The sequence below is a fragment of the Thermodesulfovibrio sp. TK500a genome (assembly GCF_055381765.1).
The window spans coordinates 425,719-450,187 of the sequence record NZ_AP041606.1 but is presented as its reverse complement, the minus strand read 5'-3'; the positions used below and the strand labels follow the sequence as shown (position 1 = coordinate 450,187).

Below are 24,469 nucleotides of genomic sequence, written 5' to 3'. Positions count from 1 at the left end.
ATTGAAATAAAGGGAAGGAGAAAAAAATGAGACAGTGCATTGGTTTTCTTTTAAATGAAAACGAGTATATCATTCCAATTCTCAAGGTTCAGGAGATTATAAAAATTCCGCAGATAACTAAAATGCCCGGTGTGCCCTTTTACGTTGAAGGTGTTACTAATCTAAGAGGAAGAGTTATCCCCGTGGTTAATCTAAAGAGAATTTTAAGCTTGCCAGAGGATTCATCGGGAAGCAAAGTTGTAGTCATATCTACAGGCAAGATAACCTTCGGAGCACTTGTAGACAACATAACAGGTGTTGTAAACATTGATGAAGAAAAAATTGAACCAGCCGAAGAGTTTCTTCAGCACGGACAAAATCAGATAGAAGGAGTGGCAAGGGTAGACGATAGACTTCTCATTATAATTGACATAAAAAAGCTAATACCTTCTGAAGACCAAGCCCTCTTTGAAGAAGAGATTGTTGACATTATAGAGGACGGAGAAAAAGTTGAGGTCGTAAAGAAAGTCTCAAGCATAGGTGGAGATATGACCGTTACAGAGGTAGTAGACCCTCTGAAGCTATATGAGAGCAAAGGCATAACAAAGGACGACCCTAAGTATGCCTTGATTGAAGAGATTACAAATTTTATGAATGCAGTCTCTCAGGGTGATTACGGCAAAGCAGACTCAATAATGAACAGCATAATTCAGAAAAGTCAGAGTGACCTTTTCAAGGAAGTTGGAAAGGTTGCAAGGAAGCTACACGATTCACTTAAAAGTTTCAGAGAAGCCCTTGACCCTCGACTTAAAGAAATAGCCACCCAACAGATGCCAAGAGCAGTAGACCAATTACAGATGGTCATTGACAAAACAGAGGAGGCCGCTAACAAGACAATGGAGATAGTTGAGAAATATATTCTCAAAATGGATGACCTCGCCAATCATATAAGAGAAATTCAGGGACCCGAGGCTTCTGTTAATTTTATAAAAGAGTTCAAAAATTCTCTTGAGGACGATTTGACAGAAATACTTACAACTCAGTCTTTTCAAGACCTTACAGGTCAGGTTCTAAAGAAGGTTATTAATCTTGTCGGCGACCTTGAAGTAGAGCTTTTAAAACTAATCACTACCTTTGGCTTAAAAATAGAAGAGAAGAAAACAGTTCCTAAAGAAGTAGAAAAAGTTTCTCAGGAGGATGTGGATGACCTCCTCAAGGAATTCGGTTTTTAAGGAGACGTAAGGATGATAAAGGTTTTGATTGTTGATGATTCCGCATTCATGAGAAAAGCTTTAACATCAATGCTTCAAGAAGACCCGGAGATAAAAGTTGTAGGAACCGCAAGGGATGGAGTAGAGGCTTTACAGATGATTCAAGACCTAAGACCCGATGTGGTAACAATGGATGTAGAGATGCCACGAATGGATGGAATAACAGCTCTTAAAGAGATTATGAGTAAATGTCCTGTTCCTGTAATTATGGTAAGCTCTCTTACCACAGAAGGTGCAAAGGTTACTCTTGAAGCTTTAGACCTCGGTGCCGTTGATTTTATACCCAAGAATTTATCGGAACTTTCTGTAAATATTGTGAAAATAAAGGGAATGCTTCTTGACAAGATAAAAACAATAGGTAGAAGAGGAATTGTTAAGAGAAAACCTTTTGTCAAAACAGCAGAAAGCAAGATAGAAACTCCTAAAATTGAAGTTCCTAAGGCGAGAATATCTACAGAGAGAAAAGTGGGCATAGTTTCAATTGGTACTTCAACAGGAGGACCGAAGGCTTTACAGGAAATCATCCCTAAGCTACCTAAGGATTTTCCTGTTCCAATAGTGGTTGCCCAGCATATGCCACCTAATTTTACAAAGCCTTTTTCAGAAAGACTTGACCAACTGAGTCAACTTTCTGTAAAGGAAGCTGAAGAAGGCGAGACAATAAAGCCTGGCATAGTCTATGTGGCTCCTGGAAGAGGACACATGAGATTAAAAAGAAGGGGTATTGAGACATTTATTTCTATCTCTGAGGACAAAGAAGAATTTATCTATCGTCCCAGTGTGGATGCTCTAATGCTTTCTGTGGCTGAGTGTTTTCCAGGAAGAAGTTTGGGAGTTATCCTTACGGGAATGGGAAATGACGGTGCAAGGGGATGTAAAAAAATAAAAGAGACCGGTGGCAGAGTGTTTGCACAAAATGAAGAAACCTGTGTAGTATATGGAATGCCCCGGGCTGTTGTTGAGGCCGGATTGGCTGATAAGATAGTATCGCTTGATGAAATGGCTGGAGAGATTATAAATGCCGTATAAGGAGGATAAAATTGCAGGAAGACATTATTGAAAGGATAGTTCTTAAAACAATTGATATTCCACCACTGCCCCCTGTAGCTATGAAGGTCATGGGATTGATTCATGATGACCATGCATCTCTCAATGCTCTGGAAGAGATAATATCAAGGGACCAGGGATTTTCTACAAGACTTCTCAGGATTGCTAACTCGCCCTATTATGGTCGAGACAGAAAAATAGAGAATATATCGCAAGCAATTATGCTTATTGGTTTTGAGACCTTAAAATCTCTTGTTATCGCAACTTCCATAAGAGACCTTCATAGAAGGTTTGGTGTTTTTGAACAGAAACTTTGGGAACATAGTCTTGGTGTGGCTCTATGTGGTAGTCTTGTGGCAATGATTACAAATTTAGCAACTCCCGATGAAGCTCTTGTTTGTGGAATAGTGCATGATGTTGGCAAGACAGTAATAAACAATACACTTCCAGAGATTTACATAAAGATTTACGATAAAGTTTACAAAGAAGGTAAGTCAGTTAAAGACGTAGAGGACGAGGTTCTTGGCTTTAATCATACAATCATAGGCAATCTAATAGCAAAAAAATGGAAGCTTCCAGAAAAGATGGAGATGGTAATTACATATCATCACGACTATCCCTATCCAACTCATGAAGACCCTGCCTTTGCAGACATATGTAACATCATAAGAGTTTCAGACCAGATATGCTTAAAGTTAGGAATAGGGGTAAAAGACCCTATTGACATTCCTATAGATTATGAATCTCTTGGCATAACAGAAGATGCCTTAAACGAACTTATCGGTCTATTTAAAATAAAATTTGATGACCAAAAAGATTTTCTTTTGAGTTAGATGCCTGCGGATGAAAAAATAGACCCTTTACTTCCCTACAGAGGCATCAGGCCTCTGAGAGAAGGAAATGTGTTTGCAAAATACAAAGTCAGAAAAAAACAGCAATCCAGAGAAAAGCCCAGTGAAGAGCAAGCTAAGTCTGAGGGAAAAGACCAATCGAAAAGAGGAATAGATATCGAAGTCTAAATTTTCCAGCATAGGCAAAATTTGCCTATTTAATTTAAAAACTCCTTCCGGATTTTGTAAGAAAAATAAGCATTTTACTATTTGCAATATCTGGCATATTCCTTGCAAGTTTTTATTATAAAATCCAAGACATAAGAGAGGAAAAGCTTATGTATAAGGGCATTTACATATCAATGACAGGAATGGCAATGAGAGAAAATGAACTTTCAGCCATTTCAAACAATCTTGCCAATATAAACACTACAGGCTACAAAAGGCAGTCCTTTGCAAGCAGACTTTATCCCCTCCTTTCTGGAAAACCCGTAGAACCAAGAGCTATTTATCAGAATGCGCGGTCCCAGACCTTTTTCGGCACGCAAACTATTGATACATCTCAGGGTGTATTAAGAAAAACGGGCAATCCCTTTGACCTTGCCATTCAGGGCGAGGGTTTTTTTGCTGTCCAGAGAGGTAATAGAATTTTCTACACAAGAGAAGGGGCTTTCACAAGGGACAGTGAGAATTTTCTTGTAACCCAAGCGGGATTAAGAGTTCTGGATGAAAATAATAATCCAATCGTAATAGATGGAACTAAAGTAGAAATTGGCCAGGACGGAAATGTATATGTAGATGGCAATCTAATTTCCAAAATAAAAGTTGTCCGCATAGACGGTGTAAGACATGTAGGTAGTTCTCTTTACGAGGGAAGAGAGGCTGGAGAGGCTACAGGAAAGGTTTTGCAGAGCTGGCTTGAGTCTTCGAATGTGAATCCGATGAATGAGCTTGTTCAGATGATTCAGGCAATTAGAAACTTTGAATTTGCTCAGCGAGTAACTACTAACTTTGACCAGCTTGCTCAAAGAGCAGTAAGTGAAATAGCAAGAATATAAGGAGGTAAAAGATGCTTAGGTCACTTTTTACAGCTGCCACAGGCATGTATGCCCAGCAGATAAATGTGGATGTCATATCGCACAACCTCGCCAATGTAAATACAACAGGTTTTAAAAAGGGAAGGGCTGAGTTTCAAGACTTGCTTTATCAGACAATAATTCAACCGGGAGCTCCCTCAGATGATGGGACACAGTATCCTTCTGGAATTCAGGTGGGTCTTGGGGTAAGACCTGTTGCTGTTGCCAAGTTTTTTACAACAGGCGATTTAGTCAATACAGGAAACAGCCTTGACCTGGCAATTGACGGAGAGGGTTTCTTTCAAGTCACTCTTCCTGATGGAACAATAGCCTACACAAGGGCAGGTAATTTTCGAGTAGACAGAGATGGCAGGATTGTCACAAATGACGGCTATCCAATTGAACCAGGCATTACAGTTCCTGCTGATGCTTTGAGTATTACCGTCGGAGGAGACGGCAGAGTAACGGTGCTACAACCAGGAACAGTAGCGCCTGTTGAGATAGGCACTATAGAGCTTGCAAGATTTATAAATCCCGGCGGACTGAGAGCCATTGGTAAAAATCTATTTCTTGAGACCGATGCCTCAGGAGCACCTACAACAGGAGCGCCAGGAACAGAGGGAAGGGGAACAATAATTCAAGGCTTTCTTGAGATGTCTAATGTTAACATTGTTGAGGAGCTTGCAAATCTTATAATTGCTCAGCGAGCTTTTGATATTAACTCAAAGGCAGTGCAGACTTCTGATGAGATGTTACAAACCACTACTGCAATTAAGAGGTAATGATGCTTAGAATTTATAACAGTCTCATGTTTCTAATGGCCTTGCTTTTATCTGCCGTAACATACGCATATTCATTCGATACAAATTCTCTAAAGCTCCTGCTTAAAGAAGAAATGAAAAAATCCTTCATTAGTAATGATGTGAACATAGGTGATATAAAATTTATAGGCTTTGCTCCCACAGAAAACTGCATTCCCGACAGAATAAAGATAAGAGAGATAAAGAGACCCTATGCGGTAGAGTTCACTTTTTACTGTGGAACAAGGCAATACAGGGCTTTAGCGAATTATGAAGTGCTCTTAAGCGTCTACGTGCCTCAGAGAAATTTGAAAAGGGGTGATACGCTAAATGAGGAAGACTTTATTGAGATAAAGAGACCTGCGTATAAAATACCTGCAGGAGCAATAACCAAAAAAGATGAACTCATAGGAAGAGTTTTAAAAAGGACTGTTGCTCAGGGAATAATCCTTAAGGAAGAACATTTTTATTCAGGTTTTCCAGTTAAAAGAGGCAGTCATGTTCAGGTAGTGATAACGTCAGGACAGGTCACTATCCTGACAGAGGGTGTCCTTAAATATGACAGTGCTGTTGGAGAAAAGGCCAAGGTTCAGTGCTTTCAAACTGGCAAGGAAATTGTAGGAGAGTTAGTAGAAAAAGATAAAGTGAGGGTAGTGCTATGAAAAAAATATTTATTCTACTAATTTCCATGTCATTATTAGCAGCCTGTTCAGAATTAAAAGAAGTGAGGGAGATAAAAAGTGCAGGGATGCCGCCAAAGTATTATCCCGAAACTCCCCAGCAATCAAGTGCAACCGAGGGTTCTTTGTGGAGAAACAAGGCCTCTCTTTATGAAGACAAAAAAGCCAGAAGAGTAAATGACCTTGTTACAATTCTTATAAATGAAACCACTTCTGCTCAGAAAAAGGCATCGACTACAACTTCAAGAAATTCCTCTACCAACTACGGACTTGACACTTTCTTCGGAATGAATACAGATTTCAACATTCATAATTTGCCCATAATAAATGGCTTCTATAAAGCAGGTAACATCTTCTCGCCCTCTGTTTCTGGTTCTGCAAGAAGTGATTTCAAAGGAGATGGAAATACTGCAAGAACTGGAACAATTACAGGAACAATTACCGCAAAAGTCGTTGAGGTGCTTCCTAATGGAAATTTGGTTATAGAGTCAAGAAAAGAGATTTTCGTTAACAATGAAAAGGAGATTTTAGTTTTAAGGGGGATAATAAGACCCGATGACATAAGTCAGAACAATACAATCCTTAGTCAGTATGTGGCAGATGCTCAGATTTTTCTTGTAGGAGATGGCACCCTTGGAGACAAACAGTCACAGGGCTGGCTTGTGAGATTTCTTGATAAAATATGGCCATTTTAGAGGTGGTTGTGATGAAAATGCATAATAAAAAATTCAATTCAAAATCTTTAAAACATAGCTTGAAACTTTATAATTGCATTCTGAGACATTCTAAGGTCATTCTGAGCGAAGCGACGAAGCTCCTTCTCATATTTTTCCTTATACTCTTTCTTTCTTCTTCCTCTTCCGCAGAGAGAATAAAGGATATTGCAAATTGGTATGGCATCAGAGAAAACCAGCTAATTGGCTACGGACTTGTAGTTGGTCTGAATGGCACAGGTGATAAAGACGGAACATATCTTTATCAACCAATTGCAAATATGCTCAGTCGAATGGGAGTAACTGTCAATGTAAAGGACTTAAAAGGTAAAGTTAAGAATGTTGCTGCTGTTATGGTCACTGCGAAACTGCCAACTAATGTGAAGCCGGGGGCTAAGATAGATGTGCAAGTATCTTCAATCGGAGATGCCAAATCTCTTCAAGGCGGAACCCTGCTTCTTACTCCCCTTACAGGACCTGATGGTGAGGTTTATGCTGTAGCACAGGGTCCTATTTCAATCGGTGGCTTTATTGCCGCAGGCAGAGCAGCTCAGGCAGTAAAGAACCATCAGAATGTAGGATACATTCCCGAGGGAGCAATTGTTGAAAAGACAGTGCCCGTTAATCTGATGGCAAAAAATGAACTTCAACTGTTGCTTCAATTTCCTGACATTACAACAGCAAGAAATATAGCTGAGAGAATAAACGACAGATACAAAGGAGAAATTGCCAAGGCCATAGACCCATCTACAGTGGCCATATTAGTTCCATCAGCATATCGAGGTAATGTGCTTGATTTCATGGCAGAGGTTGAGAGAATTGATGTTGCCATTGATGTGCCCGCCAGGGTAGTTGTTAATGAAAGAACAGGCACAGTTGTAATAGGCGCTAATGTCAGAATAGCCCCTACAGCTCTTGCTCATGGAGGGCTTACAATTACAATAAAAGAGACACCAGAAGTGGTTCAACCTCCTCCCCTTGCTCCTCGCGGAGCTCAGACAGAGGTCGTTCCAAGAACAGAGCTAAAAGCTGAGGAAAAACAGGCATCTTTGGTGGAAGTTCAGGGCTCTACAGTGGGAGAACTTGTTAAAGCTCTTAATACTCTTGGAGTTACTCCTAAAGATTTAATTTCTATACTTCAGGCTCTCAAAACAGCAGGAGCTTTGAAGGCAGATTTAGTGCTTATGTGAGGTTGATATGGTATCAAGAGTATCAGGCATAAATCAGACCGATGAGGCAACGCTTAAGCAGGCAAGGGAGCTTTCTAAAAAAATTGAGACTGTGTTTCTAACAGAAATGCTAAAGGTAATGCTTAAAGACACTTCCTTCACTAAGGACAGAACAATGTCTACCTATATGAGTGTTTTAATCCCTGAGATTGCAGAAATAATGGCTCAGAGAGAGATAGGCATAGGAAGGTTTTTAACAGAAAATCAGAATTTTCTTAATAGCATAAGCAAAAATGGCAAGATAGAACTTAAACCTACGCCACAAGATAAAAAGGAAGAGTCCTTTGAGATTAAAGACGGAAAGATATCCATGCCCAAAAAACTTTCTTTGCCTGTTGATGGCTATATTTCTTCAAAATTTGGTTTCCGCATAGACCCGATTGATGGAAAAAGGCGTCATCACAACGGAATTGATATTGCTGTGCCAGAAGGAACAAAGGTAAAGCCTGTTTTAGCAGGGAAGGTAGTATATTCAGGATATTCAAAGGGTTATGGCAACTGCGTTATTATTGAACATGAAGATGGCATACAAACTGTTTACGCCCACAACTCAAAAAATCTTGTAAAGGCAGGAGATACTGTAAATTCAGATACCGTAATCGCTCTTTCAGGTTCAACGGGCAGAACAACAGGTCCGCACCTTCATTTTGAAGTAAGAAGAGAGGGAAAACCTGTAAATCCTTTTGTGGCATTAAATCTTTCTGAGAAACCGACGATTGTATAATTAAAAACCTTTAAAGGAGAGGGAGGTGTTTTACATGATAGGCGGACCAATAAGAATAGACGGCGTAGCACCAAATTCAGGCATGATGCCTGAAAAATCTCAAAGCAAAGCTCCTGAAAGAGGCGAGGAAGTTCTAACAAAAGACCAGATTACCGTTTCAGAGGCTGCTAAAAACATTGCAAGGCTAATGGTAGAGGTTAGTAACATACCAGACATAAGGGCAGACAAAGTTGAAGAACTCAAAAACGCTATAAACTCTGGCACTTATGAAGTTAAGGGAAGTGAGGTGGCAGGGAAAATGCTCAAGGAGGCTTTAATTGACAAGCTTGCATGAGGAGCTTATTAAAATCCTGGAAGAAGAAAAATCTCTACTGAGTTCGCTCTATGAGATAGTCTCTGCGGAGAGAGATGCTATTGTGAGTCTTAACTCCGATGAACTCGAGAGGGTTTTAACTAAAAAACAAGAGGTTTTTACTAAACTGTCTCTCTGGGAGAATGAGAGAGAAAAGCTCCTTAACTCACAAGGCATGAAAGGAATGAATTTGCGGGATTTGATAAATAGGCTTGAAGCAGAAAATCCAAGTATAGATTTATCGGCTCTTAAAGAGCTTTACATAAAAATGAAAAGTCTTCTTGAGGCAATTGCTGAAATACAGAAAATAAACGAACAACTTGTTGACCGTTCAATGATTCATATAGGCACGGCATTAAAGTTTCTTGAAACTTTTGGCATAAAGGCAAAACAGAACCTCTCAAGGGAGGCATAAAATGTTAACAGCACTTTTTGACATCGGCAAAACAGGTGTGCTTACCTACCAGAAAGCTCTTGAGGTAATATCTCACAACATATCAAATGCTGCCACAGAGGGTTACACAAGACAAGATGTGGTCTTTGAGAACATGTCTTCTGGAATTTTAAGCATATCTGGCGTCACAGGTAGGGGAGTAAGGCTTAAAGACATAAGAAGGCTTTATGACTCTTTCATAGACCTCCAGCTTAAAACGGAAAATTCTAACCTCGCTTACTGGGATGTTGTTTACAATGGCATGTTAAGGCTTGAAAACATATTTAACGATGCTTCCGAGACTGCGTTCAGCAATGTTGTAAATGACTTTTTCAATGCTTGGCAAGAGGTGAGCCAGAATCCGCCAGGTGCTGCTGAAAGAACGCTTCTTCTTGACAGGGCTCAGTATCTTACCAAAAGGGTAAATCTTTCTTACAAATCTCTGATTGATGAGAGAAGCGAGATTTACAAAGACACGCAGAATCTTGTTGACCAGATTAACAAGTATCTTGACCAGATAAATGAACTAAATGAAAAGATTGCTGCAAGTCCGGGCTCTCTTGATGCCTTAGACCAGCGTGATAATCTTGTAAAACAGCTTAATGATATAGTGCAGATAAACTATTTTACTGACTTTGCAGGAAGATACTCAATTCTTCTTGGTGGTATGCCAATGGTTGACGGCGGAAGGGTTTATCATCTGAGGGTGGGACTTGATAGTAACCAGAAAATGCAGTTTAATCTTGAGACAGAATCGGGCTTTATTGATGTTACAAGCCTTATACAAGGTGGAAAACTCAAGGCAGAGATAGACTTGAGAGATGAAACAATACCTGAATACATGAACAAGCTTAATATGCTCGTTTTTGACCTCACCGAGGCAATAAATGCCCAGCATAGACAGGGGTATGGATTAAACGGAAGCACAGGATATAATTTCTTTACTCCTCTTAACAGCTTAAATATAACCTCTCCTCCTGTCTCACAAGTTACCACTGGTAGTTTTACTGATATTAAATATAGAGTAAATAACCCATCTCAAGCGATTAATTCAACATTCTCTATACAATTTAATGGAACTTCTTGGACAGTAAACGGCAATCCTCTCTCAAACTCTAATGTAAGCTCTTGGAGTGAGGGAGGAAATACATACTACAAACTCAGTTTCAGTGGAATGGAATTAGTCATTGAAAATCCAAGCAACAACTTGAACTTCAATCTTCAAATACCCTCTTCTGATATTTCATTTAAGATAAACAGTGTTAACGAGAATACTTATAAAAATTACAGAATACAACGTACTGGAAGCAGCTGGACATTATACGAAATCGACAATAGCACATCACCTCCGACATATATAAATATAAATTCAGCTTTAACTACAACCCCTATAACTAACGGCTATATTCTCAGCTTCAATGGAATAGATGTTACCATCAATAATCCTTCAAACAATCTTGACTTCAATTTCCAGATATCTCCCCAGGCAGCTTTTCTATTTAGTGTTGCAATCACTGACACACAAAAGATTGCAGCCGCTGCAGAAGACCCTACAGGCACAACCAGTGGTGTAATGGACAACAGAAATGCCCGAGCAATTTATGCTTTACTCGATAAAGAGATAATAGGTAGCTCTAAAACAATTGATTATTACAGAAGTATAGTCTCTAATGTGGGTGTTTTTACATCGAGTGCAAAAACGCAAAAGAGCTTTCAAGAAGCTCTTGTGCAGGAGATTCAGAAGCGCAGGCAGGATATGTCAGGAATTAGCTTGGACGAGGAAGCGGTAAATCTCCTAAAGTATCAGAAAATGTATGAGGCATCAGCAAGAGTTATAAGGGTGGCTGATGAGATACTTGCAAGTTTATTTGAGATGGTAAGATAAAAAGGAGATGCAGCTATGAAAGTAACATCATCTTTCATGTATCAAACTTTTCTTAAAGACCTCAACGCACATATTGAGGCTATGTTCAAATCTCAAAAACAGCTAACCACTGGCAAGAGAGTCCTCTCTCCAAGTGATGACCCTGTTGCTATGCAGAGAATAATAAAATACAGAGCTGATATTTCTGCCCTTGATGAGTATGCAAGGCTGATTGACACTGCCAAGATTTATAATTCCTCAATTGAGAGTGCCATAAATGACCTCAAAGGCATGGTCACAAAGGCAAAAACCTATGCTGTTCAGGGTTCAACCGATACACTTTCAGCCACTGACAGACTTGCAATAGCAAGAGAGATTGATACTCTCATTCAGAGAAGCTTGGATACTATAAACACGAAGGTTTCCGGCAGGTATATTTTTGGAGGCTTCAAGGGCGACGTTGCGCCTGTAGACGAATCAACAGGTATTTACGGAGTAGACAGGAATATGCAGTATCTCGATATAAATCCATTCCTTGATGTGGCAGTAAATCTACCAGCAACAGAGTTTTTTACCTTTTCCGGTAATTCTTCTGTTTTTGTTGAGTATAGCAAAAACGATGATATAGACATTATGTCTGCTCTTCTCATGCCTAAGCCTTTAACAGCTATAACCAGTGAAACAGCTTCATTTACTGATAATGGAGGAACCATCAATATTTGGATTGGTGATAAAGCCCCTGTGGAGATAACTATCAATGCAAATGCCTCATTAAGTGATATAGTGAATGAAATAAATAATAGTCCTGCAGGACAGTATGTTAAAGCAAGAGTTGTAAATGTTGGAACTTCCACCGACAAGGATTATAGAATAGTTATTAATAGTATTCCAATAGGACAATCAGACAAAATAAGAATCTCCGTAAATCAAACAACTGAAGATAATCTTAAATTACTAAACTACTATCCTGATGCAGAAAAACTTGAAGATCGTAAGGTATTTATGAAGCTTGAGGAAAACATTCTCAACTACAATTACTTCACAGATCCAACAAGCTCTAACTTCAACGACTTTAATAATAACTATGTCAACGAAAACTATTATATAAGAGCTCTCCATTTCCTAAAAGAAGCCCTTGAAAACAATGACCAACTAAGGATTCAGAAAGCTGTTTCATATCTCGATAAAATTGCCGATAACCTTTATAAACAGCAGTCTCTCATAGGTGCGAGACTTAATAAAATTGAGAGTATTACCGATTATAATCTGGAGCTTAAGACGAACACTAATCAAAATCTATCCAACGAACAAGATGCTGATGCCTTAGCAGTAATATCTGAACTTAACAGAAGAATGACTGTGCTTCAGGCAATGAGAACAACTCTTACGGATTTCTTTAGAAGTAATCTTTTTGACTTTCTGAGATAACATTATTTTCAAAAAAAGAGAAAATCTCTCGACTTTGCATCAGTGTGACAATTTAATAAAATTTAATGCCGAAGGCGGGACTCGAACCCGCACGGGTTTCCCCACACGCCCCTCAAACGTGCGTGTCTACCAGTTCCACCACTTCGGCTAATTATAATAATAGCAGGAAAGCTTATTTTGTTTCAACTGTTTATATGATTTAATTTGCATGGTTAAAGATTTAGGCTTTCTCCTACATAAACATTTACCTCAAGAGGAACTTGGAGGGAAAAATTTTTCATCTCATTAATTACAACTTCTCTTAATTTTTCAACATCTCTATCTTCAACCTCAAGGACAATTTCGTCATGTATCTGTAAGACTAATTTTGCGTTAATCTTCTGTTCTTTGATTTTTCGGTATATTCTAATCATGGCAATTTTTATGATATCTGCTGCTGTTCCCTGGACTGTTGCATTCACTGCCATTCTTTCGGCCTGAGTTCTTAAAAACTGATTGGCACTTCCTATGTCTGGTAATGGCCGTATTCTGCCAAAGAGAGTTCTCACATATCCTTGCTTTCTTGCCTGTTCAATGGTTTTAGCTATGAAATCCCTTACGTTCGGATATCTCGAGAAATAAAGTTCAATCAGTTCTTCAGCTTTCTCATAGGGTATTTTAACCGACTCGGAAAGGCCAAAGGGGCTTATTCCATAGGTAATTCCGAAATTAACTGTTTTTGCAACCCTTCTCTGTTCATCGGTCACACTTTCCTCTGGTACTGAGAAAATCTCTGAAGCCGTTGTCCTGTGAATATCTTTACCCTTTCTGAAGGCTTCAATTAAAGCTTTATCACCGCTTAGATGGGATAGAAGCCTTAGCTCAATCTGCGAATAGTCAGCACTTAGAAATAAAAATCCCTTCTGGGGAACAAAGATTTCCCTTATATGTTCAGCCCATTGGCCTTTAACAGGTATGTTCTGTAAATTTGGCTCACTGCTTACTATTCTTCCTGTTCCAGCCGTTGTTTGTGACCATTTTGCGTGAATTCTTCCTGTCTGTGGATTTATGTAACTTTTAAGTGGGGTCAGATAGCTCGTTAAAAGTTTATTTAAGATTCTGTAGCTAATTATCTCTCTTGGTAAGTCATGCTGGAAACTAAGTTCCTCTAAAACCTCCATTTCTGTAGAGCGAGCTTTTTTCCCTCTCTTTATTGTCTTAAGCCCTAATTTGTCGTATAAAATTTCTGCAAGTTGTTTGGGCGAGTTGATATTGAACTGTATGCCTGCAAGGGAGTAGATATTATCCTTTACTTTATCAATTTCTTTTGATACTAATTCAGTAAGTTGATTAAGTTTAGAAAGGTTTACCATAATACCCACTTCTTCCATTTCTAAAAGAACCTCCACAAGGGGCATTTCAATTTCGTAGTAGAGCCTCTCAAGGTCTTTTTCTTTAATTTCCTCTGACAGTTTCTCATAAAGTTGTAGCATCAACAAGGGCTCGATTTTCTCTCTTGAGGACTCTACTGTTCCGAGATACTCTATACAGAGCTCGATAAAATCATATTTTGCTCTGTTTGGATTTAAAAGATAGGCTGAAATCAACAAATCAAAGAAGGGCGGAGATAACTCAAGACCTGCTTTTTTAAATTTTCTTATTACCTCCTTGGCATCAAATATTATTTTCAGAATCTTTGTATTTAAAAGATTGCTGAGGGATTTATCTTTTAAGCTAAATTCGGAGATGCTCTTTTCAACACCTACAAGGGCAACCGTTTCCTCAGGTTTTAATGAAAAAATTCCCTTCTCGTTGGTTTTCTCTAATATTTTTTGGTTTTCTTCAAACTTAACGGAGATGTCTCCTTCAGAATTCTCCAATTCTTCTGATTGAATTTCTTTAAGGAGAGAGTGAAATTCAAGTTCTTTAAAAATATTCCTTAGATTTTCCCTGTGAGATGGTTTTATTTCTAATTGCTTTAAGGATATTTCAATGGGAGCATCTTTTTTAAGGCTTACAAGTTCCTGACTTAAAAGTAGTATTTCCTTGTTTTTTCTTATTAGTTCTCCTATTTTTGAGGGTTTAATTATATCAAGATTTTTGAGAATATTTTCCACAGAGCCGTATCTTTTAAGAAGTTCTGCTGCTGTTTTTTCTCCTATTCCCTTTATGCCTGGAATATTGTCGATGTTGTCACCGACCATGGCCATGAAATCAGTCAGTTTTTCAGGCTCGATGCCGTATTTTTTAAGTATAAAGTCTCTGTCAATTATTAAGTTGTTAAAGGGATCATATATCTTCGTATTTTCAGAAACAATCTGAAGCATATCTTTGTCAAGAGTCACAATATAACATATTGAAGGCTCTGAAGTATTTTTTGAGGATAGTTGACTTGCCACTGTAGCAATTATATCGTCAGCCTCGTATCCAGGAATTTCTGCTCTCATAATTCCCAGAGCTTCTATAATGGATTTTATGTATTCAATCTGTAGTGGTAAGTCCTTTGGTGTTTCAGGTCTTGTTATTTTGTATTCTTCATATACCCTATGTCTTTTTGTAGGATGAGGGCTGTCAAGGGCAATGAGCATGTATTTTATGTTTCTGTCTTTAATTAACTTGAGCAACATACGGGTAAATCCGTATATTGCGTTTGTAAGGATTCCCTTTGAACTGCTTAGCGGTTTGATGGCATGATAAGCCCTGTATATGAAGCAACTTCCGTCAACAAGATATATTTCTTCCATATCTTAGGATACCATTGGGCAAGCCTTTTTGTCATTTTTAGAGGAATATAAAGAAAATTTTAAGCTCCGTCATTGTGGTAATGACGGAGCTTATTTGGGTTATCCTAAAATCTCCTTCATATCCTGTTCGGCTGTGGTTATTGGCTTTATAGCAAAGTTTTCCACGAGAACTTTCAGAATATTAGGACTTACAAAGGCAGGTAGGGTTGGACCTAATCTTATATTCTTTATGCCCAGGTAGAGTAGGGTGGTAAGAATAGCAACGGCCTTCTGCTCATACCATGATAAGATTAATGAAAGGGGTAGCTCATTTACACTTGTATTGAAGGCCTTTGAAAGTGCTATTGCTATTTGTATTGCCGAATAGGCATCGTTGCACTGACCAACATCAAGTAATCTGGGAATTCCATCAATATCGCCGAGTTCTTTATCAAAAAATCTGAATTTGCCACAGGCAAGAGTGAGTATTAGAGTATTTTTGGGAGTCTTTTCAACGAATTCGGAGTAATAGCTTCTTCCAGGTTTTGCTCCGTCACAGCCACCAACGAGGAAGAAGTGTTTTATTTTGCCTGCTTTTACAAGTTCAATAACCTTATCAGCAAGACTGAGCACCGTATTTCTTGCAAAGCCAACCATGACTTTTTTACCTTCCCTGTCTTCTGGAAAGCCTGACATTTCAAGGGCTTTCTCAATTACAGGAGTGAAATCTTTATCTTTTATATGCTTGATACCTGGCCAACCTACTACCCCTGTAGTAAAAATTCTATCCTTGTAGGATTCCTGCGGTTTCATCAAACAGTTTGTAGTCATAAGTATTGCTCCAGGAAATTGGGCAAATTCTTTCTGTTGATTTTGCCATGCAGTGCCATAATGGCCGTAGAAATGCTTATACTTTTTTAATTCAGGGTAGCCATGACACGGAAGCATCTCTCCATGAGTATACACATATATCCCCTTCCCATCCGTCTGTTGTAGGAGTAATTCGAGGTCTCTTAAGTCATGGCCTGATACAACAATAGCTTTGCCCTTTTTATATCCCAGGGGCACTGGAGTTGGAACAGGATGGCCGTATTTTTCAGTGTTTGCTGCGTCAAGTATTTCCATGGCTCGTAGATTTATCTGGCCTGCTTTAAGCACCATGTTGAGCCAGTAGTTTAAATCACCATTTTTTTGCATTGCATCAAGTGCTTCATATATGAAAGCATAAATTTGCTCGTCCTCGTTTCCTAAAATCTGCGCATGGTCTGTGTAGGCAGCTATACCCCTGAGAGCATATAGTGTTATCTCTTTAAGTGACTGTATGTCTTCATTTGGTGAGTTTTGAAAAATTTTCTTATTCGCCTCTTCTCCCTGCTTTACAAGTTCCTGAAAATCTTCGGCAGGTTTAAATTCGCTTGCATAAGTCTGCTGTGCTTTTATTCCCCTTTTCTTCAATTCCTCTCTTAATTCAACTGCCTTGAAAATAAAATTTTTAATTGCTTCGGCGTCAAAGTTAACATTTGTAAGGGTTGAAAAAAGAGCTTCTGCCGTGAATTTGTTAACTTCTTTATCAATTTTCCCTTCCTTCAATGCCTCCTTGGCATAAGCTGACAGCCCTTGTAGTGCATAAGTAAGCAAGTCTTGAAGATAAGCAGTCTCGGGCTGTTTTCCGCATACTCCTAATTTTGTGCATGCAGTCTGATTAGCTGTTTGTTCACATTGTCTACAAAACATAGCTAAACCTCCTTTGGAAATTATTTATACTTTGAGTTTAAATGAAGGTAGGAAAAATAACTATGATTTTCGTCATATTTTTTATTTTTCTTGAAGTAGATTTAAAAGCTTACTCGTTATATCCTTTTATTAACCTTGAGCCCAAAATAAAGAATAAGAGACAGTAAAAAATTATTACGCCCAATGAGATAACTGCTTCAAGGTCAAAGTGAGTTTTTCTAATGACAATATTTGTATGGGTAAGGGGCATAATGTATATGAGCGGCTTAAAAATAAGTGGGATTCTATCAAGGGAGAAAAATGTTCCACTGAAGAATGCCATGGGCATGATGAAAAAGTTAGAGTAGGTGGCAGTATCTTCATGGGACTTTGTAATCATCCCTGTTATCACACCAAGGGATGCAAACATGAAACAGTTTAGAAGAAGAGTTATAAGAAAAATAAGATTTATTGAGAAACCAGAGGGCACAGTAAAGCCAACAGCTATTATGAGGGAAGAGGCAAAAAGTCCTTTAACCATACCTGCAAGGACTTCTCCTATCATTATTGAAGAAGGTTTTATAGGAGACTGTATGTATACCTGAAATGTTTTAAAGTAAAGTCTACTTAGATTTAAAGCACTTGCAACCCAGGAGTAAGAGTTATTCATTGAACTCATGGCAACAAGCCCAGGAAGTAAAAAAGTAAGATAATCGCCGCCTTCTGCAAGCCTTACTGTCTTGCCTAAACCAAGTCCGAACGTGACGAGATATATAATTGGTGCAATCATGGCAGAAAAAATATAGCCCATTCGTAAAAGCTTTCTTCTGAAATGTAACATCTCCTTGAGAAATATGGGATACCAGCTTGTCATTGATTTATCCTTGTCTGTATTATTCTCTCACCTGTTAACTTAACGAAAACATCTTCAAGATTAGACCTTCTTATTGTAACGCCATCATTTCTTCTTTTGGCAATCTCGTAAGCCTCTTCTCTGCTATGACATATTTCGCTTATGAGACTTCCATCCTTATCTATAAATTCGACGACATATTCGCCTATTTGTTTTTTCAGTTCTGAAGGACTTCCAAGGGCTATTAAACTTCCATGCGAGAGAATTCCTACTCTGTCACATAAAGCTTCTGCCTCTTCAATGTAGTGGGTCGTAAGTAGCACTGTTCTGCCCTCTATTTTTATCTTTCTTATTAATTGCCAAAGCTCTCTGCGGATGTGTGGATCAAGTCCTATGGAAGGTTCATCGAGAAATAAAACCTTAGGCTCAGACAAAAGAGCCCTTGCGAGGAGAACTCTTCTCTGAAGCCCACCAGAGAGCTTGTTTACCACTGTTTCTCTCTTTTCCGTAAGCTCCATTGTCTTCAAAATAAATTCAATTTTTTTCTTAATTTCCGATACATTATGAAGCATTCCGTAAATTAGAAGGTTCTCATAAACAGTAAGTTCTCTTTCAAGATTATTTTCCTGAGGAACAACTCCGATGATTTTTTTAATATCTTGAGGTTGTCCTATCACATCTTTGCCATCAATAAAGCATTTGCCCGAATCGGGTTTTGTAAGGGTTGTAAGAATTTTTACTGTTGTTGTTTTTCCCGCTCCATTTGGTCCCAGAAGTCCGAATATTTCGCCCTGTTTTATTTCAAGAGTAAGGGAGTCAAGTGCTTTGACTTTTCCGTAGGTTTTTGAAATACCAATAATTGTAATCATTTTTCTTAAAATATAGTCTATCACATTCCCTTGCATCTTTAGGATAGGAAAAATTAAAATTAAAGCATGCCAATTAAATGTCCCCATTGTGGAAAAGTTGTAGATTACGAAAACAATCCTTGGAGACCTTTCTGCTCAAAGAGCTGTAAAGTTCTTGACCTTTGGAACTGGTTTTATGAAAAGTATTCGATAAAAGTTGAAGAAGTAGATGAAAAAATAAACACTGAGGAGGAAAAAGATGATAAAGCTGACAGTATGTGGCGCAGCAGGAAGAATGGGCAGTAGAATTATTGCCCTCTCAAAAGAATATGCAGAACTAAAGGTAGTAGGTGCAATAGAGTCAAAGGCAAATCCAAAAGTTGAACTTGATGCAGGAGCAGTTGCAGGCATTGGCGAAATGGGAGTAAAAATCTCAGAAGATATTTCAAAAGTCATAGGAGAGACAGATGTTGTTGTGAACTTCACTTCTCCAGAGGCAACACTTGAGCATCTTGAGATTGTAAGGAAAAATAAAAAGTCAATGGTCATTGGCACAACAGGTTTTAGCAATGAGCAGATTTCAATTATTCAGAATGCATCACGTGACATTCCAATTGTTCTATCTCCAAATATGAGCATCGGCGTAAATCTTTTATTTAAGATACTTAGAGATGTTGCCAGAGTTCTTGGCGATGATTACGATATAGAGATATTTGAGGCACATCACCGAATGAAAAAGGATGCACCAAGTGGAACAGCTGTAAAGATGGCTAAAGTTATTGCAGAAGCCCTGGGAAGAAATTTTGACGAAGTGGCTGTTTATGCAAGAAAAGGAATAATTGGCGAGAGAACCAAAAAGGAAATAGGTATTCAAACAGTCAGAGCAGGAGATATTGTTGGTGAACATACGGTTTTATTCGGTGGGCTTGGCGAGAGAATTGAAATAACACACAAAGCATCAAGCAGAGATACCTTTGCAAGAGGAGCATTAAAGGCAGCCTTATGGCTGTATGGAAAATCTGCTGGGCTTTATGATATGGGGGACGTGCTTGGAATAAAATAAAAAAGGGAGGATTTAGTCCTCCCTCTTATCCTCCCTCTACAATGGAAAATTCTTTCCACATAAACCAGTTTCCGGTGTCTTTGAGAAAATTATAAGTTTCAGCAAATATTTTGTGGTGCTGTTCTTCTTCAAAAATCAACCTTTCAAAGAGCTTTTTTTCTTTTTCCGTATTAACTTCATTAAGGATTTTTTTATAAAATTCAATGCCTTCTTTTTCCATCTCCATGGCAATTCTGAATGATTCAAGGTCATCAGTTTGAGCCTGAATGCGTTCCATCATCTTATCTTTAAGCTCTTCAAAAACTGTTTTGACTGTCTTGATAGGGTTGGCCTCTCTTATGGTTAGTTCGAGTCCCTTTAGAACTTCATCAATCATTTTGATATGATTTTTTTCATCTTCTACGATAGTCAGAAACATCTTTTTTCCAACAGGATGGGAGACTTTATCAGCTGCTTCCTTATAAAATTTTACGGCATCTGTCTCCATTTTTAAGGCAAGTTCAATAGATTTCATAGAACCCCCTCACTTAGCCTTCTGCTTCAAACATATCTTTAGTTGCTCCACAAACTGGACAAACCCAACTGTCAGGCAGATTTTCAAAAGGAGTTCCCGGTGCTATACCATTGTCGGGGTCTCCCTGAGCAGGGTCATATACATATCCACAGACACTACATTTGTACTTTTTCATTATTGCCTCCTTTGGTTGATATTTTAGATTTATTATAAATATTCTCGAAAGCAAAATCAATTGTGAATGTCTGAGGGGGGATGACCTAAATTACAGTAAAAACTGTTTTTACTACACTTACAACTCTCTATTTGGATTACGCTGTGTTTTATCCCTATTTTTATAAGTTCTGCCTCAATTTCTGAGCGTATTTTATCTGCCTCACTTAAAAGTTTAACGTCAACTACAACATGTGCAGAAAAGGCAGGTATGCCGTAGCCTATTGACCAGATATGAAGGTCATGAATGTCACAAATCCCTTTGATTTTGCCAATTTTTTCAGTTATTTCGTTTACATCAAAGCCTCGAGGTGTAAAATCTAAAAAAATGAAAAGGGATTCTTTTATAACCCTGCTACCTCCGTAAATGATTATTAAGCCAACGAGTAAGCTTATCAATGGGTCAATTAAAATCCAGCCTGTAAATTTTATTATTAGTCCTGCAAATATTACGCCAATCGATGATACGGTGTCTCCTATTACGTGTAGCCAGGCACTTTTGATGTTTAAATCTTCGTGTTTGTGTCCTAAAATCAAAGCCATCAAGAGATTTCCTAAAAATCCAAAAAATGCCACCGATAACATCAAGTTAGAATTAATCTCAGGAGGTGAAATCAATCTTCTGTATCCCTCAAATATTATCAAAATAGCAATAATGATAAGGCTTACACCATTTATAAATGCAGCAAGAATGCCTATTTTCTGATACCCATAGGTTGCCTTTCTGTTAGAAGGCTTTTTTGCTATAATTGCAGCAATCAAACTCAGTATTATGGCAAAAGAGTCTGTAAAAACATGACCAGCGTCACTCAAAAGAGCAAGTGAATTGCTTATAATTCCACCAATAATTTCGGCTGAAAAGATTATGAGCGTTATAATAAGAGTAATGAAAAGTCTCTTAGCGGAGGAGTTTTTCATTTTATTTTAAATGTTTTTATAGCCTTTTCTTGAAGTCTCTCGTTTCCACAAACAAGAAGGGTTGTCTTTGTTCCAAAATCAACTTCAAGCTCGTCAATACTTTGACCCTCAAGGTCTGTAATTAACGCTCCAGCCTCTTTAGCTATTAAAACACCTGCTGAAAAATCAAATATTCTTGATGCTGTAGGAGTTACAAAGATGCTTAAAGCTCCCATTGAAAGATAGGCGAGGTCTAAGGCTGTGCTTCCATAACATCTTACTCTACTTGCTAATTTAAAAAGCGGAAAAATTCCTTGAAGAGATGAATATGGATTAGAGGCTTCAAAGGCTATTATAACAGGTTTTTCTTCGAGCTGTGTTCTTATCTGGTGGCCATTAAAAAATGCACCCCTCCCTCTTTCAGCATAAAACTCATCTCCGTTAATTAGATTGATAATGTAGCCAGTTTTTAGATTTTTAATTTTTTTACCATCAGCTATTGCAACAGATGTAGAGAAAAAGGGTATTCCAGAAACAGCATTTTTGCTTCCATCAATGGGGTCTATGATGAGGGTTATGTCACTGTTTTCAATAAGCCTGATTCCCCTCTCTTCTGCTATAACGTTTATTTTAAATCCCTCTCTATCAAAACTTTCAATGATAACATCTTCGGCCAATTTGTCCACAGGAAATGTTATATCTCCTGAAGCCCCTTTACCAAGGGCAGCGCTATTGAATTGAGGTTTTTTTGAGGAAATCTCTTTCAAGAGCCTGCGTCCTATCTGTCTTAAAAAATCTATATTCATAAGCCCTTATTATATCCTGAAAATACGGTAGTTGACAATCTTTAAAATACCATTTATGATAAAAGTCTATGAGCAAATTCAATATAAAGTCAATAACAAGAGAAAATATCAAGAAGTTAAAACCCTATCAGGCTAAAGAAATTCCAAGTCTTATAAAGTTAGATGCTAATGAATCACCTTTTCCCGTTAAACTTTCTGAAATTGTAAGTGGTGTAGATATTCCGCTTAATAGATATCCAGACCCAGAGGCAAAGGAACTCAAGAGGGCGATTTCTAAGAGATTTCAAGTTAGACCAGAAAGTATAATGGTCGGAAACGGCTCTGACGAGCTTATATATTATCTAATTTTAACCTTTGGAGGACCTGTTTTATACCCTGTTCCAACCTTTTCCATGTATGGAATTATTGCCCAATCTGTAGGAGTTGAAACAGTAGAGTCTAAACTTGACAGAGAATTTGACATTCAGGAGGAAGATTTTTTAAATCTAATTAGGTTAAAAAAACCTTCTCTCATTTTTCTGAGCACTCCCAATAATCCAACAGGCAATACCTTTTCAGCGGAAAAGATACTTAAAATTATTGATGTGGCAAGAAAAAGCAACTCTCTGGTTATAATAGATGAAGCATATGTCCCTTTTTGCAGCCATAAAGGCTTTTTACCATTTCTAAAAGATTTTGAAAATTTGCTCATACTCAGAACTTTAAGTAAAATCGGGCTTGCTGGATTAAGGTTGGGTTATCTTATTGGAGATGAGAAAATTCTCAATGAGGTGTCTAAAGTCAGGCTTCCATACAACGTTGATTCTCTAACCCAATACATTGCCACCTACGCTCTTAAGGATTTCTACTCTAAAATAAAAAAATTCATAGCTGAAATTACAAAAGAGAGGGATAGAATGTTAAGAGAACTTTCCACTTTTAAGGAGCTTACCGTATATCCCTCGGAGGCTAATTTCATACTTTTTAAATCAAGACGGACTAATCAGATTTATGAAAAACTTCTTAAAGAAGGCATTTTAATAAGAAACATGTCACCATTAATAAAAAATGCTTTAAGAGTTACGATAGGGACAAAGGAAGAAAATTCTCAGTTCATAGAAACAATAAAAAGCATATTGAGGAAAAGGATATGAGAAAAGCCTCTATAAGCAGAAAAACCAAAGAGACAGAAGTTAAGATAGAGATAGACCTGGACGGTATTGGACAAAATAATATAGAAACTCCGCTGGGCTTTTTAAATCACATGCTCGAACTTTTCTCCTTTCACAGCAGAATTAATCTAAAAGTTAAAGCAGAAGGAGATATTCACGTAGATTATCATCATATAATCGAGGATATTGGAATAGTTCTTGGGAAAGCCATTGATGATGCTCTTGGAGAGAGAAAAGGAATAAAGAGATACGGCTTTGCATCAATCCCGATGGATGAAGCCATTGCCCAAGTATCTTTAGACCTTGGTGGTAGAGCATATCTTGTCTATAATGTGCCTTTTACAGGATTAATAAGGGATATTGATATTGCTCTGTTTGAAGAATTTTTTAGAGCTCTTGTAAACAATGCGAAAATTATCCTTCATGTCAATGTAGCTTACGGTAAAGATTTACATCACGTAGTTGAGGCAATATTTAAAGCCTTTGCAATAGCAATTAAAGAAGCTGTAATACTAACAGGAGATACTCTACCTTCTACAAAAGGCTTAATATGAAAGAAGCTTTGCTTAAGGTTTCTCTTATCGAGCACACTCCAATGCCTGAAAATTTAGTTGCTCTCTCTGCAAGACTTTGTTACAGTCCTGTTGGAGTTGATGAACTCAGGGAAAAAATGTCAGAGGAGGAGAAAGAAAAGCTCATAAATCTTCTAAGAGAGAGCGGTCATTTGAGCCCTTTTGAACATGCCTCTTTTACTTTTGCCGTAGAGGGAATATCAAGGGCTTGTTCTCATCAGTTAGTGAGGCACAGAATCGCATCATACAGTCAACAGTCTCAGAGATATGTAAGCGAAGAAAGTGGTTTTGATTTTGTAGTGCCTCCAATTTTTAAAGAAGATAATCTCCTGAATACTCTTTTCAAGGAGGCTATGGAACAATCTCATAAGTATTACTGTAAATTGCTAAAAGAGCTTGAAAAAAGAGGAATTAAAGGTGAAACTGCAAGACAGGATGCAAGGTTTGTTTTGCCTAATGCGGCAGAGACAAAGATTGTAATAACAATGAATGCAAGAGAGCTACTTCATTTCTTCCGTGTAAGATGTTGTAGCCGTGCCCAGTGGGAAATAAGAGCACTTGCAACAGAAATGCTTAGGCTTGTTAAAAAAGTAGCTCCTTTATTATTCAAGGATGCAGGTCCTTCATGTGTTGTCGGTAAATGTCCTGAGGGAAGATTTTCCTGTGGCAAGGCTGGACAAATAAGGAAAAAATTCAAAACTCTGTGATATA

General features: G+C 38.0%; 27 protein-coding genes and 1 tRNA gene. 19 read left to right on the top strand and 9 right to left on the bottom strand.

Features of this window, described 5'->3' with window-relative positions:
• Positions 1-26 precede the first annotated feature (26 nt).
• The 14 genes from ACZ430_RS02365 (at position 27) to flgL (ending at position 12,426) form a co-directional block, all read left to right on the top strand.
• Positions 27-1,211, top strand: a complete 1,185-nt coding sequence (locus tag ACZ430_RS02365; protein ID WP_297211671.1) for a protein phosphatase CheZ — start codon at positions 27-29, stop codon at positions 1,209-1,211.
• Positions 1,212-1,223: 12 nt separating this feature from the next.
• Positions 1,224-2,279, top strand: a complete 1,056-nt coding sequence (locus ACZ430_RS02360) for a protein-glutamate methylesterase/protein-glutamine glutaminase (protein WP_297211668.1) — start codon at positions 1,224-1,226, stop codon at positions 2,277-2,279.
• An 11-nt stretch (positions 2,280-2,290) separates the two neighbouring features.
• Entirely contained in the window at positions 2,291-3,130 is an 840-nt protein-coding gene (locus tag ACZ430_RS02355) for an HDOD domain-containing protein (protein ID WP_297211666.1), read from the top strand.
• Positions 3,131-3,316 (top strand): hypothetical protein, encoded by a 186-nt coding sequence (locus ACZ430_RS02350; protein ID WP_297211663.1) that lies wholly within the window; start codon positions 3,131-3,133, stop codon positions 3,314-3,316.
• A 149-nt stretch (positions 3,317-3,465) separates the two neighbouring features.
• Positions 3,466-4,185 (top strand): flagellar basal-body rod protein FlgF, encoded by a 720-nt coding sequence (gene flgF / locus ACZ430_RS02345; RefSeq protein ID WP_297211660.1) that lies wholly within the window; start codon positions 3,466-3,468, stop codon positions 4,183-4,185.
• 11 nt (positions 4,186-4,196) lie between these two features.
• Positions 4,197-4,985 carry a flagellar basal-body rod protein FlgG gene (flgG, locus tag ACZ430_RS02340; RefSeq protein WP_297211658.1) on the top strand — a complete coding sequence of 263 codons (789 nt, stop codon included), beginning with the start codon at positions 4,197-4,199 and terminating at the stop codon, positions 4,983-4,985.
• A gap of 2 nt (positions 4,986-4,987) precedes the next feature.
• The gene (gene flgA, locus ACZ430_RS02335; protein WP_297211656.1) at positions 4,988-5,665 is read left to right on the top strand and encodes a flagellar basal body P-ring formation chaperone FlgA; all 678 of its coding nucleotides are present in this window, start codon (positions 4,988-4,990) and stop codon (positions 5,663-5,665) included.
• Entirely contained in the window at positions 5,662-6,378 is a 717-nt protein-coding gene (locus tag ACZ430_RS02330; protein ID WP_297211653.1) for a flagellar basal body L-ring protein FlgH, read from the top strand. The genes flgA and ACZ430_RS02330 overlap by 4 nt, the downstream gene beginning before the upstream one ends.
• 17 nt (positions 6,379-6,395) lie before the next feature.
• Positions 6,396-7,586: a flagellar basal body P-ring protein FlgI gene (locus ACZ430_RS02325; protein ID WP_440871037.1), complete on the top strand. Its 1,191-nt coding sequence runs from the start codon at positions 6,396-6,398 to the stop codon at positions 7,584-7,586.
• Between the two features lie 7 nt (positions 7,587-7,593).
• Positions 7,594-8,349, top strand: coding sequence for a M23 family metallopeptidase (locus ACZ430_RS02320; protein ID WP_297211648.1), 756 nt, complete (start codon positions 7,594-7,596; stop codon positions 8,347-8,349).
• Positions 8,350-8,383: 34 nt separating this feature from the next.
• Positions 8,384-8,683: a flagellar biosynthesis anti-sigma factor FlgM gene (flgM, locus tag ACZ430_RS02315; protein WP_297211645.1), complete on the top strand. Its 300-nt coding sequence runs from the start codon at positions 8,384-8,386 to the stop codon at positions 8,681-8,683.
• Positions 8,667-9,116, top strand: a complete 450-nt coding sequence (locus tag ACZ430_RS02310) for a flagellar protein FlgN (RefSeq protein WP_297211643.1) — start codon at positions 8,667-8,669, stop codon at positions 9,114-9,116. The genes flgM and ACZ430_RS02310 overlap by 17 nt, the downstream gene beginning before the upstream one ends.
• Position 9,117: 1 nt before the next feature.
• The gene (gene flgK, locus ACZ430_RS02305) at positions 9,118-11,019 is read left to right on the top strand and encodes a flagellar hook-associated protein FlgK (RefSeq protein ID WP_297211640.1); all 1,902 of its coding nucleotides are present in this window, start codon (positions 9,118-9,120) and stop codon (positions 11,017-11,019) included.
• A 15-nt stretch (positions 11,020-11,034) separates the two neighbouring features.
• Positions 11,035-12,426 (top strand): flagellar hook-associated protein FlgL, encoded by a 1,392-nt coding sequence (gene flgL / locus ACZ430_RS02300; RefSeq protein WP_297211637.1) that lies wholly within the window; start codon positions 11,035-11,037, stop codon positions 12,424-12,426.
• A gap of 66 nt (positions 12,427-12,492) precedes the next feature.
• Here flgL and ACZ430_RS02295 read toward each other — a convergent pair.
• From ACZ430_RS02295 to ACZ430_RS02275, 5 genes are all read right to left on the bottom strand, one after another.
• Positions 12,493-12,574 (bottom strand) — tRNA-Leu (locus ACZ430_RS02295).
• A gap of 64 nt (positions 12,575-12,638) precedes the next feature.
• Positions 12,639-15,149 (bottom strand): DNA polymerase I, encoded by a 2,511-nt coding sequence (gene polA / locus ACZ430_RS02290; protein ID WP_464910644.1) that lies wholly within the window; start codon positions 15,147-15,149, stop codon positions 12,639-12,641.
• Positions 15,150-15,248: 99 nt separating this feature from the next.
• Complete coding sequence (gene hcp / locus ACZ430_RS02285; RefSeq protein ID WP_297211577.1) at positions 15,249-16,862, bottom strand: hydroxylamine reductase; 1,614 nt, start codon at positions 16,860-16,862, stop codon at positions 15,249-15,251.
• A gap of 109 nt (positions 16,863-16,971) precedes the next feature.
• The gene (locus ACZ430_RS02280) at positions 16,972-17,715 is read right to left on the bottom strand and encodes an ABC transporter permease (protein ID WP_297211574.1); all 744 of its coding nucleotides are present in this window, start codon (positions 17,713-17,715) and stop codon (positions 16,972-16,974) included.
• Positions 17,712-18,563 (bottom strand): ABC transporter ATP-binding protein, encoded by an 852-nt coding sequence (locus ACZ430_RS02275; protein ID WP_464910764.1) that lies wholly within the window; start codon positions 18,561-18,563, stop codon positions 17,712-17,714. Before ACZ430_RS02275 ends, ACZ430_RS02280 begins: the two co-directional genes overlap by 4 nt.
• A gap of 66 nt (positions 18,564-18,629) precedes the next feature.
• Here ACZ430_RS02275 and yacG point away from each other — a divergent pair, with 66 nt between their 5' ends.
• Positions 18,630-18,848 (top strand): DNA gyrase inhibitor YacG, encoded by a 219-nt coding sequence (gene yacG / locus ACZ430_RS02270; protein ID WP_339942802.1) that lies wholly within the window; start codon positions 18,630-18,632, stop codon positions 18,846-18,848.
• A complete protein-coding gene (gene dapB, locus ACZ430_RS02265) occupies positions 18,802-19,605 on the top strand; it encodes a 4-hydroxy-tetrahydrodipicolinate reductase (protein ID WP_297211567.1) in 804 nt (267 codons plus the stop codon). The genes yacG and dapB overlap by 47 nt, the downstream gene beginning before the upstream one ends.
• Positions 19,606-19,630: 25 nt before the next feature.
• On the opposite strand, the gene ACZ430_RS02260 is transcribed toward dapB, so the two are convergent.
• The 4 genes from ACZ430_RS02260 to ACZ430_RS02245 are packed head-to-tail and all read right to left on the bottom strand — an operon-like array spanning position 19,631 to position 22,035.
• Positions 19,631-20,119, bottom strand: a complete 489-nt coding sequence (locus tag ACZ430_RS02260; RefSeq protein ID WP_297211564.1) for a ferritin-like domain-containing protein — start codon at positions 20,117-20,119, stop codon at positions 19,631-19,633.
• 13 nt (positions 20,120-20,132) lie between these two features.
• Positions 20,133-20,294, bottom strand: a complete 162-nt coding sequence (gene rd / locus ACZ430_RS02255) for a rubredoxin (RefSeq protein WP_297211562.1) — start codon at positions 20,292-20,294, stop codon at positions 20,133-20,135.
• A gap of 56 nt (positions 20,295-20,350) precedes the next feature.
• The gene (locus ACZ430_RS02250) at positions 20,351-21,250 is read right to left on the bottom strand and encodes a cation diffusion facilitator family transporter (protein ID WP_297211559.1); all 900 of its coding nucleotides are present in this window, start codon (positions 21,248-21,250) and stop codon (positions 20,351-20,353) included.
• Positions 21,247-22,035, bottom strand: coding sequence for an inositol monophosphatase family protein (locus ACZ430_RS02245; protein WP_297211556.1), 789 nt, complete (start codon positions 22,033-22,035; stop codon positions 21,247-21,249). The genes ACZ430_RS02250 and ACZ430_RS02245 overlap by 4 nt, the downstream gene beginning before the upstream one ends.
• Positions 22,036-22,103: 68 nt before the next feature.
• Here ACZ430_RS02245 and hisC point away from each other — a divergent pair, with 68 nt between their 5' ends.
• The 3 genes from hisC to thyX are packed head-to-tail and all read left to right on the top strand — an operon-like array spanning position 22,104 to position 24,465.
• Positions 22,104-23,168, top strand: coding sequence for a histidinol-phosphate transaminase (gene hisC / locus ACZ430_RS02240; RefSeq protein ID WP_297211553.1), 1,065 nt, complete (start codon positions 22,104-22,106; stop codon positions 23,166-23,168).
• Complete coding sequence (hisB, locus tag ACZ430_RS02235; RefSeq protein WP_297211551.1) at positions 23,165-23,740, top strand: imidazoleglycerol-phosphate dehydratase HisB; 576 nt, start codon at positions 23,165-23,167, stop codon at positions 23,738-23,740. The genes hisC and hisB overlap by 4 nt, the downstream gene beginning before the upstream one ends.
• Positions 23,737-24,465 carry an FAD-dependent thymidylate synthase gene (thyX, locus tag ACZ430_RS02230; RefSeq protein WP_297211549.1) on the top strand — a complete coding sequence of 243 codons (729 nt, stop codon included), beginning with the start codon at positions 23,737-23,739 and terminating at the stop codon, positions 24,463-24,465. Before hisB ends, thyX begins: the two co-directional genes overlap by 4 nt.
• Positions 24,466-24,469 lie beyond the last annotated feature (4 nt).